Raw genomic sequence first — 12,928 nt, 5'->3', positions numbered from 1 at the left:
GGGAACTATGGACAACCAAGTCATGGAGAAACCGAAGCTTACTGTGTTTAACAAGCTGGAATCGGAAGTAAGAAGTTATTGCCGGAGTTTTCAGACCGTTTTCGACAAGGCCCGGAATGCGAAGCTGTGGGATACGCAGGGCAATGAATACATTGATTTTTTTGCGGGAGCAGGTGCTTTAAATTACGGACATAACAATGAGAGGATTCGCGAGAAGCTGGTCGACTACATGCTGAAGGACGGCGTCACGCATAGTCTGGATATGGCTACGGATGCAAAGGAAACGTTTCTGACCCGATTTCAGGAGGTCATCCTGAAGCCGCGCGGGTGGGATCACAAAGTGATGTTTCCCGGTCCGACCGGAACGAATGCCGTAGAGGCAGCGCTCAAAATCGCCCGCAAAGTGACGGGGCGCAGTACCGTATTGTGCTTCACGAATGCCTTTCATGGCATGTCGCTGGGATCGCTGGCGGTTACCGGCAATTCCTTCAAACGCCAAGGCGCAGGCGTGGATCTGAGCCATTCGGTATTTATGCCTTATGACGGTTACTTTGGCGATGACGTGGATACGATGGCATATATGGAGAAGCTTCTGGATGATCCGGGAAGCGGCATTCCGCTTCCGGCTGCGGTGATCGTCGAGGCGGTGCAGGGGGAAGGCGGATTGAACGCCGCCAGCCGGGAATGGCTGCAGAAGCTGACGCGCATCTGCAAGGATAAGGGGATGCTGCTTATTTTGGATGATATCCAGATGGGCTGCGGCAGAACCGGGCCGTTCTTTAGTTTTGATGATGCCGAAATTGAGCCGGATATCATATGTCTCTCGAAATCGATTGGCGGCTTTGGCTTGCCGATGGCGATTACGCTGATCAAGCCGGAGATCGATATATGGGAGCCGGGGGAGCACAACGGTACCTTCCGGGGCAATAATCTCGGATTCGTTGCCGCAGCCGAAGCGCTGAATTATTGGAAAACGAAAGATTTCCAGCTCGATATCGGCATTAGGGAGAATCGGATTCGCCAATCATTGGAAGGCGTTGTGAAGGATTACCCCCAGTTCGTCGGCGAAATTCGCGGCAGAGGCATGATTCAGGGGGTTGCTTTTGCTAAGTCGGAGCTCGCAGGCAGACTGTCCGAGATCGCTTTCGAGCAAGGATTGATTATGGAAACGTCGGGTCCGCACAGCGAAGTGGCAAAGCTGATGCCGCCGCTGACGATTGAAATGAACACATTGACACAGGGATTGGGGATATTTGAGAACAGTATGAAACAATTAGCTGCAGAGGAGAGGTTGTCATGATTGTTAAACATTTGGAAGAGATCGTGGATACCAAGGACGATATCGATACCAAGACATGGAATTCGAGAAGGCTGCTGCTCACCAAGGACGGCATGGGTTTCTCTCTCAATGATACCCTCATCAAGGCCGGAACGGAGACGCTGATCTGGTACAAAAACCACGTCGAAGCCGTGTACTGCATCGAAGGCGAAGGGGAAATCGAGGTTGTCGGCGGCGAGACCTATTCGATATCCCCAGGGATGATGTACGCGCTGGACGGTCACGAGAAGCATTATTTGAGAGCCCGTTCGCAGATGCGGATGGTCTGCGTATTCAATCCGCCGCTTACCGGTGCTGAAGTTCACGATGAGGAAGGAACCTACCCGCTGCTCGCCCCAATTTCAGGCTAAGGAGATGATATGCGATGATTAATAATCATGTGTCGGCCCTTCAGGAAAAAGAACTGGACGTTTATCCTTCAAGAGTGCATGCGGAGCCCCGAATACTAAAGAGACAGGATCCTGTCGTTCATTCCGAATGGAGTCCGGATGCTGCGTTAACGCAGGAGCAATCCGACTTCTATGAGCGTAACGGATATTTATTCCTGGAAGACTTCTTTGGTCGAGAGGAGCTGTCGAAATATCAGGCGGAAGCCCGCAGTTTGCAGGTAACGGCAAGAGAATCGGACAAGGATGAAGTGATCCGGGAGCCGGGCGGGAACGAAGTGCGGTCGGTATTCGCGGTGCATGAGAGCCATGAAGTGTTCAAGAAGCTATCCCAGCATCCGAGACTCCTGGCGATTATGGAATACCTCTTGGGAGGCGAGACGTATATCCATCAATCCCGAATTAATTACAAGCCGGGCTTCACGGGCAAGGAGTTCTATTGGCACTCCGATTTCGAAACGTGGCATGTCGAGGATGGCATGCCGCGCATGAGAGCGTTGAGCTGCTCCATTGCCCTGGAGGATAACTATCCTTATAACGGACCGCTTATGGTTGTGCCTGGGTCGCATAAGGAATTCGTGGCCTGCATCGGCCAAACGCCTGAGAATCATTTCAAGGATTCTCTGCGCAAGCAGGAGTACGGCGTTCCAGATCATGACAGCCTGACACGCATGGTGCAGAAAAGTGGTATCGACACGCCGGTCGGCAAAGCGGGCTCAATCGTGATTTTTGACTGCAACATTATGCACGGTTCGAACAGCAACATTACGCCGATGCCGCGCAGCAATATCTTTATGGTCTATAACAGCGTAGAGAATAGGGTCAAACAGCCGTATTCGGGTCAGAGCCCACGACCGGAGTATATCGCTACCCGTGATTCTCTATGATCTCGCTGACACTTATCGGTTCCATCATCGGCATCAACGTAGTCTATGTCTCGATCTTTTCGCTGCGGCTGATTCTGATGATCAAAGGCAGAAGGGGGATTGCCTCCCTTCTGGCCATGCTGGAGGTATTCGTTTACTTGTTCGGACTCAATCTCGTCCTGCAAAATCTGGACAATCCCTTTAATATGGCGGCCTATTGCCTGGGCTTCGGCCTTGGTGTGTATGCCGGCAGCCGGATTGAGGAATATCTGGCCCTCGGGTACATCGTGGTACAGGTCATTGTCAATTCCGTTGAGACGAACCTGGCGATGAACCTGCGGGAGAAGGGATATGGCGTGACGGCCTGGGAAGCGGACGGCAAGGATGGCAAACGGCTCGTGCTTCAAGTGCTTGTGAAACGGAAGAACGAGCGGCGGTTGATGGAGTCACTATCCAAAATGTCGCCGCAGGCGTTCATTATCTCCCATGAACCGAAAAGTTTCAAAGGCGGCTTCTGGGTACGATTGACGGAAGGACGCAAATTGAAATTGTAGAACATATTTAATAGGAAGGCCTGCTTTGGAACCCGGTTCTGGAGCAGGCTTTTTGGGGTGCGGTATTTGCCGGCCTAATACCCGGTATCGAATTTCTGGATCAGGGGCGGGGGGCGATTGCCGCTATGGTTCGAGTCATTCAGGTAAGAACCAACTCCTGCTCACTCTGGTACCAAAAAAAAGCGTAGTCGGTCATCGCGGAGGAGCTTCCGAGCTGGCGCATCATGGCGGCAATTTTTCCACGATGGTAAGTGCCGTGGTTCACGACATGAAGCATAATCTCGGACAGACGGGTATCCCGGATCCCGGCATAAGGATTATCCAATCGGATGATCCGTTCCAAGTCAGGGTTTTGACTGAGAAAAGCCGTGAATCGCTCTGACAGCTCGATAAACCGGAGGTTTAGGCTCTCCAGTGAAATGGACTCAAGCTCGTCTCGGAGCTGGAAGGCCTCCGCTAAAGCATGGTTCATGTCCATTCCGGACAAAATGTTCATCCATCCGAGATCCGCCGTGTAGATGTGAATCAACGCTTCGGATACAGTTGGGAAAATGCTCGTTATTTTCTGATTGTACAATTCGCCCGGCAGCTCCAGCAGGCGGTTGAATATCGCTTGGTTGGCCCATACATGGTACTCATACATTTTGACAGGATAGTTCATCGTGATCGTCCCCTTTGGCTTCTTCGTTTTTGCTTTCTTGGGAACATTGTAAATAAAAAAGTATGACAGCGGACTGTCATACTTATGCGTAAACCTTCAGCATTTTTTCTAATTTGGATTGCATGCGCGTCCTTAAGTCAGCGGGCTCAATGATCTCGATATCCTCGCCAAAGCTCAGCAGGGTAGACCAGAACCACCAGGAATCCGGATGTTCGACCTTGAACGTGAGACGGAGCGAGCCGTCCTCATGAAATTCCCGCTGCACATCATAGAAACGATCCATCGCTTTGGCCAAGGCCCGGGGGGATACGTGAAGGATGACTTCTATCGCATCGGGTGAAGGCTCCCAGGTATGCTGCTCCCCTCGGTGGTACGGATTCTGCTCTTGAAGATGGGGCCCGTGCGTGTGCTCCTCTGAATGCTGGTGTTGAAAGGGCTCGGCGGATGGGGACAGCTCCGACATTCTCGAAATCCGGAATTCGCGGTAATCGGCTCTGGTTCTGCAGAAGCCGTACAAATACCAGGATCCGAATTTATACATGAGTCGCAGAGGTTCGATTTTACGGCGAATGCGTTCATTCTTGGCGCTTATGTATTGAAAGGAGATCACATGCTTGTCGGTAATGGCGCGGCGAAGGAGACGGAGGCTTTCGTTGTAAGAGCGCCAGCTCCCGATATCCATGGACAATCCCTGCGATGCGGAGTTGCCGGAACGGTCTATGGTCTGCAGACGCTGAATAGTATCCATGGCCCGTTCATCCTCAAACACCGTTGACATGCTGTGCAGGATGGTGATCAGGGCGCTGACATCGTAGGAGCCGAGCAAGCTTTTGTCCATCTTGTATTGCTCCATAATGCCATACCCGCCGTTCACCCCTTGATACGATACAACCGGAATGCCGGCTGCGCAGATCGCATCGATGTCGCGGTATATGGTTCTTTGGGATACGTTATATTTCTCTGCCAGGGCAGACGCGGACAGGATCTCGTTGTTCAGCAGCATGTAAATCATGGATATGAGCCGCTCCAGTTTCATATCGGTTCAACTCCTCCTGTCTGTTTGGGATCTATTCTCCAATGATTCCGTATTATATCATAGGTTTTATGAAGAAGGAGAAGAGATATCGGATGAGTCGGAAAATGAAATAGTGGCCGGAACCTGACCGGCTGTTGTTCCATTCCCCTCCATTTTGCCGTACAATATAGGAAATCCCATAATACAAGGAGTGTGAGCCTCATGGCCCGTACCAAAACGCAAAAATCGCTCCGCAAAGCGGAACGTGCCGGAACATGGTTAGCCGTCTCGATGAGAAAGACCAACGAAGATTATAGTGCGCTGTCACAGCATGTGAGAGTGAAGCCGACAAAACAGGAACAATTGAATAAGATCAAGCACAGAAAGCGGATCGGAGACGATGGCGCTTTTTTTGTTGGTTTCGGAGGATGTGATATAGTACGCTAGAGAGGTTAGTTCGGAATGGAGGTTTATGATGGCGAAGCAAAAATATTATGTGGTCTGGGTAGGTAAAGTGCCCGGAATTTATACAAGCTGGGGCGAATGCCAACAGCAGGTCAATCAGTTTACAGGTGCGAAGTTCAAGGCGTTCGAATCCCGAAGCGAAGCGGAACAGGCTTATGCGGCAGGTTATAAAAATTACTGGGGGCAGCAGTCCGGAAGCAAGCCCGGCAGCTCAGGTTCCAAGAGCTATAAGCGCAGCAGCGCATCTGCCGCCGAAGAACCGGGTGAGATCGATTATGACAGCATCTCCGTAGATGTGGGGACGCGGGGAAACCCGGGACCCGTCGAGTATAAAGGCGTGGATACGCAGACAGGAGATATTCTGTTCTCGTGCGGACCAATTTCGAAGGGAACGAACAATCTCGGTGAGTTTCTGGCCATCGTCCACGCGCTGGCTTACCTGAAGAAAATGGGCAGCACCAAAACGGTGTACAGCGATTCCATGAATGCACTCAAATGGCTGAAGCAGAAGAAGGTAGCCACCACGCTTCCGCGCGATGCGTCAACCCAAGAAATCTGGGATCTGGTGGACCGGGCCGAGCACTGGCTTCGAACCAATACATATGAGAACAAGGTGCTGAAATGGCAAACGAAGAGCTGGGGAGAGATTAAGGCCGATTACGGGCGCAAATAAAGAGGGATTACAGAAGGGAAACGTCCGAAGTTGTATAAAGCCGTAGTTTTATAGCAACGTATTTATCGCGTCTGGGCGGCACCTTACAATAAGCGAAGACAGGGAGGAGGCTTCCTTGTCTTCGCCTTTTTGTATGCCATTGCCCCTAGGATTCAAGTGCAAAAAAATCCAAATCAACGCATGTGGATAATTCAAACTAAGGACGCTTAGTTTACACCGGAAGGACTGTGCATAACATCCTGAATAAGTTCTTTATACACAGAGTTATAAACATTATCCCCGTTCGTTCTGCACAAATCGAATTTCGATTATATATTTCATGGTAGTTATCCATCGTTTGTGAACAAATGTGGAGAAGTGCAAGCATAACTCCCTATTAACTGGTGGGAGGAGACTGGTTATCCCCAAAACCGGAGGTTAGCCGTTACGCTTGCAGTGGAACTATCCACAATAGGGCGACTTTTATACCGTGAGCTTAGCCACGAGTACACTTCACCTTATTCCTTCTCGCGGACCTGCTTATAGTATTGATTGGGGGACATACCGACATATTTTTTGAACACCTTGCTGAAATAGAACGGATCCTCCAGGCCGGTTAGATACCCAATCTCCCCAAAGCTGAGGTGGGTGGCCTCGATTAACTCCTTGGCATGATTGATTCGAACCTGATTCACATAGCGCATGATCGTATGGCCGGTAAGCTTAGTGAACACCCGATTGATGTAATCATAGTTGCATTCGAATCGCTGCTCGATCTCCGAGCTGATGATTTTCTCGGCGTAATGTTCATGGATGTAGTCGAGCAGCGCATGCACCTTCATATAGGACTTGGTGTGCGGGCTGTTCTTCTCCAGCTCATCGAACAGGCTCTCACGGGACAGCTCGATCAGCATTTCCATGAATTTGAGCGCGGTCAAACTGCGGTTAAAGTGCTTCCGTCTGTACAGTTGCAGCATTTCGCCGAGGGCATGGTACATGTGATGAAGGCTTTTTTTCTGGGTTAGCGTGCAGGTCTTGGGGAAATATAGCTGCCTGCTGTCATCTTTGCCTGCCGTTTGGTTCTCCCCCATGATCCATTGCTTGGCTAGCAAGGACAAGGGCCGCTCGGGGGCTTGATGAATATCGGGGTGTTCAAAATGAATATAGTAGTAGTCACAGGGATGTTTCTGTGTTCCCTCGTGGTCCAGATGCGGTTCAAGGACCAGTAAGTCGCCTTTCTTGAGCACATGGGAAACGTCGTTCTCCCGCATATGAAGCTCGCCGCTTTTCACGAAATACAGAATATACTCGTGTGTGTTCCGCTTGAAATGAATCCAGGGGTTCTTGTAGGAGACAAATCCCATCAGTTTGATCCTTGGCACATAGTCAGCGTTCATCGATAGCACGAATTCCACCCTCTCTCCCAAAAAAACGCGAAGTCGCTTTTGTACAAAAAGAGTAACTTTCACACATTCCCGTTCATTGTAACACAGCCTATACTTGGGATGAATGTATAAGAGGTCGCTTTATTTCAATATTAAAGGAGGCCATTACCCTTGGCTAATATCAATGTAACGGTATGGAATGAATACCGGCACGAGAGACATAATGAACAGATCGCTAAGATTTACCCTGAAGGCATCCACCGTACGATTGCCGATTTTCTGGGAAAGGATGCACAGTTCTTCGTGCGCACCGCCGTATTGGATGATCCGGAACACGGCCTGACGGATGAGGTGCTCGCTTCAACGGATGTTCTGATCTGGTGGGGGCATGTGGCTCACGGTGAAGTGCGGGATGATATCGTGGAAAAAGTGCGTCAGCGCGTACTCGACGGCATGGGGATTATCGTTCTGCATTCCGGTCACGGCTCGAAGATTTTCCAGCGCCTCCTCGGCACGAATACAGGCGCACTGAAATGGCGCGATGACGGTGAGAAGGAGCGGTTGTGGGTCATCGATCCCAGCCATCCGATCGTTAGCGGACTTGGAGAATATATCGAGGTTCCGCAGGAAGAAATGTACGGTGAGCGCTTTGAGATTCCGGCACCGGATGAACTGGTGTTTGTCTCCTGGTTCGAAGGTGGCGAGGTATTCCGCAGTGGCTGCTGTTACAAGCGCGGACGCGGCAAGCTGTTCTATTTTAGACCGGGTCATGAAGCATTCCCTACCTACCACCAACCTGAAATTCAGCAGGTAATTACGAATGCCGTGGCATGGGCAGCGCCGCTCCAAGGCGCGAAGACCTCCTATGGCCGGGTATCTCCGCTCGAATACGTTCAGCCAGTATAGGCTGATCCCTTGCAAGCGTCCGTCGTTAACGTTGTATCGCCTGAGATGTCAGGCATACGATTGTTGATCGGGCGCTTGTTTATTTTGACAATAACGGAGGCTATCGAAATCCGCCAAAGAACAATGTATAATGTACCCAATTCGGTTACGACATAAATAAAAGTGGGTTGGATCATGGATCAGGATAAACAGCGCCTTAGCATTGAGGCGGCAAGATTGTATTATATGTCGGATTACAGCCAGCAGGATATCGCGACAAGACTCGGCGTTTCACGTCCTACGGTTTCCAGGCTGCTTCAGCACGCCAAGGAGCAGGGCTATGTGCAGATCAGCATTGTGGACCCTCTCGAGGACCTGGACGCTTTGGGCGAAGGAGTGAAGAAGAAGTACGAACTGGAACAGGTGCTGGTGAGTTATTCCCCCATCAATGAATACCGCGAAATCCAGAAGCATATCAGCAAAAGGGCAGCCGATTACCTGCATGAAACAGTTCAGGATGCCGATATTATCGGCGTGACCTGGGGAACGACCATGCATGCCGTGGCACTTCAGCTGCAGCAGAAGCCCGTTCGGGGCGTTGAGGTCGTGCAGTTGAAGGGCGGCGTCAGCCACTCGCATGTGAACACGTATGCCGCAGAGATTGTCAATCTGTTTGCTGAGGCGTACCACACGATGGCGAGATATTTGCCGCTGCCCGTCATCTTTGACACCACCGAGCTGAAAGAAATGGTGGAGCGGGACCGGCATATCCAGCGGATTATCCAATTAGGCAAACAAGCCAACATCGCCATGTTCACGGTCGGTACTGTTCATGAGGACGCGCTTCTGTTTAGGCTCGGCTATCTTAGCAAGGAAGAACAGAAACTTCTGCAGAAGATCGGCGCGGGCGATATTTGCTCCCGGTTTTTTGATGCGGAGGGCAGGGTGTGCAGCGAGAATATTAACAATCGTACGGTGGGCATCGATTTGGATGATCTTCGGCACAAGGAAAAATCCATTCTCGTCGCAGGCGGGCAGCGAAAGGTAGATGCCATTCGAGCTGCGCTGGTCGGTAAATATGCAAACATTCTGGTGACGGACCAGTTCACGGCGCAAGCCTTGTTATCATGAAATGCTCAACTTGATGTGGATAATGAAATAGACACCTCATTTTAGGGAGATTTGAAGCCGCTACAGCTTCGCGCTCGCCTGGATGAGGTGTTTTTTAGTGCGTTGAAAATAGCTCTCTGTACAGGAAGAGGGGCTTCTTTTCTGTTTATGTTTACTCTGATCGGGTATAGAGCATAGTAAACGGAGGGAATTGTTAGATTATTCCTGAATGATGAATTGTCATTTTAGTCAACAATGATAAATATCATTGCCATAAATCGGAATGAACATATTTTCAATATGTATTTTACATATGTTCAGGGCTGTGATATGATGGTCCCGTCTAAAGGATTAAGCGTTATGATAGCGCTTTTACAAGATTGCAAAAAAAACAGATTAAGGAGTGTTTTAACCAGATGAATATAGCAGGAATGATCGACCACACGCTCTTGAAGGCGGATGCAACCCAAGCTGAGATTACGAAAATTACGGATGAGGCCAAAAAGTACGGATTTGCTTCGGTTTGTGTGAACCCGACTTGGGTATCCTACTGTGCTGAGCAGCTAGCAGACACCAACGTCAAAGTATGCACGGTCATCGGTTTCCCTCTGGGAGCTACGACATCCGCGGTAAAAGCTTTTGAAGCGAAGGACGCTATCGCTAACGGGGCTAAAGAGGTTGATATGGTAATTAACATTGGAGCGCTTAAAGATGGTAACGATGAGTTTGTACTGAACGATATTCAGGCTGTAGTGGACGCGGCGAAAGGCAAAGCTCTGGTTAAAGTCATCATTGAGACAAGCCTTCTGACAGAGGAAGAAAAGGTACGTGCAAGCAAGCTGTCTGTGCAAGCAGGAGCCGATTTCGTGAAGACGTCAACAGGGTTCTCCACGGGCGGAGCGACACCAGAAGACGTAGCCTTGATGCGCAAAACGGTTGGCGAGAACACCGGCGTGAAGGCTTCCGGCGGGGTACGCAGCAAGGAAGATATGGAACGCTTGATCGAAGCGGGTGCAACGCGTATCGGTGCCAGCTCCGGCGTGAAAATTATGGAGGGCCAACAATCCAGCTCTTCCTACTAAATGCTTTTGCCAATATCCGGTTTTCGATGATTCGGTAGCCGTGTCATATCAAAAAAATCACCTATGGGGGAACAACGACGATGAAATTTATAATCGCCATACTAGGTTTGCTGGTCGTATTCGGTCTTGCGTTCCTTATCAGCAATGATAAGCGCCACATCCGTTACCGTCCGCTGGCTGTCATGATTGTGCTGCAGCTGATCCTTGGATTTATACTGCTGCACACAAATGTCGGCGAGTATCTTGTTAAAGGGATAGCGAATACGTTTAAAGCGCTGCTTGACTACGCCGGAGCCGGGATTGAGTTTGTGTTTGGCGGCATTGCCAATGAAGGTGCAGTTCCGTTCTTCCTGAACGTCCTGCTGCCGATCGTGTTTATTTCCGCATTGATTGGTATACTTCAATATATTAAGGTACTGCCGTTTATCGTAAGATATATCGGTCTCGTCTTGAGTAAAGTCAACGGCATGGGCAGGCTGGAGTCTTACAATGCGGTAGCTTCCGCGATTCTGGGGCAATCCGAGGTGTTTATTTCGGTAAAAAAACAGATTGCCCTCATTCCGAAGCAGCGGATGTATACCCTATGTGCTTCCGCAATGTCCACCGTATCGATGTCGATCGTCGGCGCGTATATGACAATGATCGAGCCGCGCTACGTGGTGACCGCGCTTGTGCTTAACCTGTTTGGCGGTTTTATCATCGCTTCCATCGTCAACCCTTACAAGGTAGAGAAGGATGAGGATATCCTGGAGGTGCAGGAGGAGGAGAAGCAATCCTTCTTCGAGATGCTGGGCGAATATATCATGGATGGCTTCAAGGTAGCGATTACCGTTGCTGCGATGCTTCTCGGTTTCGTTGCGTTGATCGCGATGATCAACGGCATCTTTGACATCATTTTCGGGATTACCTTCCAAGAGCTGTTAGGATTCATTTTTGCTCCATTTGCTTTTGTCATGGGCGTGCCTTGGAAAGAGGCAGTGGATGCAGGCAGCATTATGGCTACGAAGCTGGTATCGAATGAGTTCGTAGCGATGCTTAACCTGGCCAACTTCACGAATATGTCCGAACGCACCGTGGGTATCGTATCGGTATTCCTGGTGTCCTTTGCGAACTTCTCCTCGATCGGCATCATTGCTGGCGCGGTCAAAGGCCTGAACGAGAAGCAGGGGAACGTGGTTGCGCGTTTCGGCCTCAAGCTGTTGTACGGCGCAACGCTGGTGAGCGTGCTGTCGGCCACGATTACCGGACTGTTCCTGTAAGCCAGGTTTGAAGGACTACTACAAGCGAGCCTTATGGATAGTTTGATTAAAAACTCATATATGAGGGGGAGCAATGGATATGGAACGTTTTGACCGAATTCACTTGATCGTATTGGACTCTGTAGGTATTGGTGAAGCACCGGATGCGGCTGATTTTGACGATATCGGATCCGACACGCTGGGGCATATCGCCCGCGAATGCGGCGGGCTCAACATGCCGAATATGGCAGCGCTCGGGCTGTCCAACATTCGGGAGATCGAGGGAGTCCCTGTCGCGGACAAACCTCGGGCTTACTATACGAAGATGCAGGAAGCTTCGAATGGCAAAGACACCATGACGGGTCACTGGGAGATCATGGGCTTGTATATCGATACGCCATTCCGCGTGTTCCCGGACGGATTCCCGGATGAGCTGATCCAGCGCATTGAAGAGAAGACCGGACGCAAGGTCATCGGCAACAAGCCGGCCAGCGGAACGGAGATTATCGAAGAGCTTGGCGAAGAGCACGTAAAAACGGGGGCTTTGATCATCTATACCTCGGCGGACTCCGTGCTTCAAATCGCTGCGCATGAGGATATCGTTCCACTGAAAGAGCTGTACGAAATCTGCGAATTCTGCCGCGAAATCACGCTGGAAGATCCTTATATGCTCGGCCGGATCATCGCGCGTCCGTTCATTGGCGAGGTGGGGAGCTTCAAACGTACGGCGAATCGGCATGACTATGCCTTGAAGCCTTTCGGACGTACCACGATGAACGAGATGAAGGATGCTGGTCTTGACGTCATTGCCCTTGGTAAAATCTCCGATATTTATGATGGCGAAGGCATTACGAAGGCAGTCAGAACCGTTTCGAATATGGACGGCATGGATAAAATGGTGCAAACCCTGGGTGAATCCTTCAAGGGACTGAGCTTCCTGAACCTCGTGGATTTCGATGCGGTGTACGGACACCGGCGCGATCCGAAAGGATATGGCCAAGCGTTGGAGGATTACGATCAGCGCCTGCCCGAGGTATTTGAGAAAATGACGGAAAAGGATCTACTGATCATCACGGCCGACCACGGGAATGATCCGACTTACAAAGGAACGGACCATACGCGTGAATACGTACCGCTGCTTGTTTATTCTCCACGTTTTGCGGAGGGTAAGGAACTGCCGCTTCGCAAGACCTTTGCTGACCTTGGCGCCACGGTTGCCGACAACTTCGGCGTGAAGCTGCCAGAGCACGGAACAAGCTTTTTGAATGATCTGAAATAATCGAAAACGTG

The 12,928-nt window shown here is 50.4% G+C and carries 14 protein-coding genes; 11 read left to right on the top strand and 3 right to left on the bottom strand.

All coding sequences use genetic code 11. The features are described from left to right. Positions 1-7 precede the first annotated feature (7 nt). Genes ectB through CRG97_RS29020 form a run of 4 tightly spaced genes read left to right on the top strand, consistent with a single transcriptional unit; the run spans position 8 to position 3,145 of the window. Positions 8-1,300, top strand: coding sequence for a diaminobutyrate--2-oxoglutarate transaminase (gene ectB, locus CRG97_RS29035; RefSeq protein ID WP_098749043.1), 1,293 nt, complete (start codon positions 8-10; stop codon positions 1,298-1,300). Beyond that, positions 1,297-1,689, top strand: coding sequence for an ectoine synthase (locus tag CRG97_RS29030; RefSeq protein ID WP_098749042.1), 393 nt, complete (start codon positions 1,297-1,299; stop codon positions 1,687-1,689). The genes ectB and CRG97_RS29030 overlap by 4 nt, the downstream gene beginning before the upstream one ends. A 14-nt stretch (positions 1,690-1,703) precedes the next feature. Next, positions 1,704-2,612, top strand: coding sequence for an ectoine hydroxylase (thpD, locus tag CRG97_RS29025; RefSeq protein ID WP_098749041.1), 909 nt, complete (start codon positions 1,704-1,706; stop codon positions 2,610-2,612). Beyond that, complete coding sequence (locus tag CRG97_RS29020) at positions 2,609-3,145, top strand: DUF2179 domain-containing protein (RefSeq protein ID WP_098749040.1); 537 nt, start codon at positions 2,609-2,611, stop codon at positions 3,143-3,145. Before thpD ends, CRG97_RS29020 begins: the two co-directional genes overlap by 4 nt. A 139-nt stretch (positions 3,146-3,284) precedes the next feature. Here the strand turns inward: CRG97_RS29020 and CRG97_RS29015 are convergent, their stop codons facing one another. Further along, positions 3,285-3,806 carry a DinB family protein gene (locus tag CRG97_RS29015; RefSeq protein ID WP_098749039.1) on the bottom strand — a complete coding sequence of 174 codons (522 nt, stop codon included), beginning with the start codon at positions 3,804-3,806 and terminating at the stop codon, positions 3,285-3,287. Positions 3,807-3,888: 82 nt separating this feature from the next. Then, on the bottom strand, positions 3,889-4,842 hold the full coding sequence (locus tag CRG97_RS29010; protein WP_098749038.1) for a helix-turn-helix transcriptional regulator: 954 nt from the start codon (positions 4,840-4,842) through the stop codon (positions 3,889-3,891). Positions 4,843-5,043: 201 nt separating this feature from the next. On the opposite strand from CRG97_RS29010, the gene CRG97_RS29005 reads away from it, so the two are divergent. Continuing rightward, positions 5,044-5,268, top strand: coding sequence for a hypothetical protein (locus CRG97_RS29005; RefSeq protein WP_098749037.1), 225 nt, complete (start codon positions 5,044-5,046; stop codon positions 5,266-5,268). A 28-nt stretch (positions 5,269-5,296) separates the two neighbouring features. Then, the gene (rnhA, locus tag CRG97_RS29000; protein WP_076325316.1) at positions 5,297-5,959 is read left to right on the top strand and encodes a ribonuclease H; all 663 of its coding nucleotides are present in this window, start codon (positions 5,297-5,299) and stop codon (positions 5,957-5,959) included. Positions 5,960-6,456: 497 nt separating this feature from the next. Here the strand turns inward: rnhA and CRG97_RS28995 are convergent, their stop codons facing one another. Then, on the bottom strand, positions 6,457-7,335 hold the full coding sequence (locus CRG97_RS28995) for an AraC family transcriptional regulator (RefSeq protein WP_098749060.1): 879 nt from the start codon (positions 7,333-7,335) through the stop codon (positions 6,457-6,459). 159 nt (positions 7,336-7,494) lie between these two features. On the opposite strand from CRG97_RS28995, the gene CRG97_RS28990 reads away from it, so the two are divergent. The 5 genes from CRG97_RS28990 to deoB all read left to right on the top strand — a co-directional run bounded on the left by CRG97_RS28990 (position 7,495) and on the right by deoB (position 12,917). Beyond that, a complete protein-coding gene (locus CRG97_RS28990; RefSeq protein WP_098749036.1) occupies positions 7,495-8,229 on the top strand; it encodes a ThuA domain-containing protein in 735 nt (244 codons plus the stop codon). A gap of 174 nt (positions 8,230-8,403) precedes the next feature. Beyond that, the gene (locus tag CRG97_RS28985) at positions 8,404-9,339 is read left to right on the top strand and encodes a sugar-binding transcriptional regulator (RefSeq protein WP_076325323.1); all 936 of its coding nucleotides are present in this window, start codon (positions 8,404-8,406) and stop codon (positions 9,337-9,339) included. A 395-nt stretch (positions 9,340-9,734) separates the two neighbouring features. Continuing rightward, positions 9,735-10,400, top strand: a complete 666-nt coding sequence (gene deoC, locus CRG97_RS28980) for a deoxyribose-phosphate aldolase (protein WP_098749035.1) — start codon at positions 9,735-9,737, stop codon at positions 10,398-10,400. 80 nt (positions 10,401-10,480) lie between these two features. Further along, positions 10,481-11,659 (top strand): NupC/NupG family nucleoside CNT transporter, encoded by a 1,179-nt coding sequence (locus tag CRG97_RS28975; protein ID WP_098749034.1) that lies wholly within the window; start codon positions 10,481-10,483, stop codon positions 11,657-11,659. Between the two features lie 79 nt (positions 11,660-11,738). Further along, on the top strand, positions 11,739-12,917 hold the full coding sequence (deoB, locus tag CRG97_RS28970) for a phosphopentomutase (protein ID WP_098749033.1): 1,179 nt from the start codon (positions 11,739-11,741) through the stop codon (positions 12,915-12,917). Positions 12,918-12,928: the final 11 nt, after the last annotated feature.

Source organism: Paenibacillus sp. EZ-K15 (assembly GCF_002573715.1).
GTDB lineage: Bacteria > Bacillota > Bacilli > Paenibacillales > Paenibacillaceae > Paenibacillus_AQ.
The sequence above is the reverse complement of the archived record's forward strand: the minus strand, read 5'-3'. Positions and strand labels throughout refer to the sequence as shown.

Excerpts from the sequence above, each read along its gene's own strand:
- thpD (WP_098749041.1), top strand. The coding sequence starts at position 1,704 with ATGATTAATAATCATGTGTCGGCCCTTCAGGAAAAAGAACTGGACGTT.
- CRG97_RS29005 (WP_098749037.1), top strand. The coding sequence starts at position 5,044 with ATGGCCCGTACCAAAACGCAAAAATCGCTCCGCAAAGCGGAACGTGCC.
- CRG97_RS29030 (WP_098749042.1), top strand. The coding sequence starts at position 1,297 with ATGATTGTTAAACATTTGGAAGAGATCGTGGATACCAAGGACGATATC.
- CRG97_RS28995 (WP_098749060.1), bottom strand. The coding sequence starts at position 7,335 with ATGAACGCTGACTATGTGCCAAGGATCAAACTGATGGGATTTGTCTCC.
- CRG97_RS29020 (WP_098749040.1), top strand. The coding sequence starts at position 2,609 with ATGATCTCGCTGACACTTATCGGTTCCATCATCGGCATCAACGTAGTC.
- CRG97_RS29015 (WP_098749039.1), bottom strand. The coding sequence starts at position 3,806 with ATGAACTATCCTGTCAAAATGTATGAGTACCATGTATGGGCCAACCAA.
- deoB (WP_098749033.1), top strand. The coding sequence starts at position 11,739 with ATGGAACGTTTTGACCGAATTCACTTGATCGTATTGGACTCTGTAGGT.
- CRG97_RS29010 (WP_098749038.1), bottom strand. The coding sequence starts at position 4,842 with ATGAAACTGGAGCGGCTCATATCCATGATTTACATGCTGCTGAACAAC.
- deoC (WP_098749035.1), top strand. The coding sequence starts at position 9,735 with ATGAATATAGCAGGAATGATCGACCACACGCTCTTGAAGGCGGATGCA.
- ectB (WP_098749043.1), top strand. The coding sequence starts at position 8 with ATGGACAACCAAGTCATGGAGAAACCGAAGCTTACTGTGTTTAACAAG.
- CRG97_RS28975 (WP_098749034.1), top strand. The coding sequence starts at position 10,481 with ATGAAATTTATAATCGCCATACTAGGTTTGCTGGTCGTATTCGGTCTT.
- CRG97_RS28985 (WP_076325323.1), top strand. The coding sequence starts at position 8,404 with ATGGATCAGGATAAACAGCGCCTTAGCATTGAGGCGGCAAGATTGTAT.
- rnhA (WP_076325316.1), top strand. The coding sequence starts at position 5,297 with ATGGCGAAGCAAAAATATTATGTGGTCTGGGTAGGTAAAGTGCCCGGA.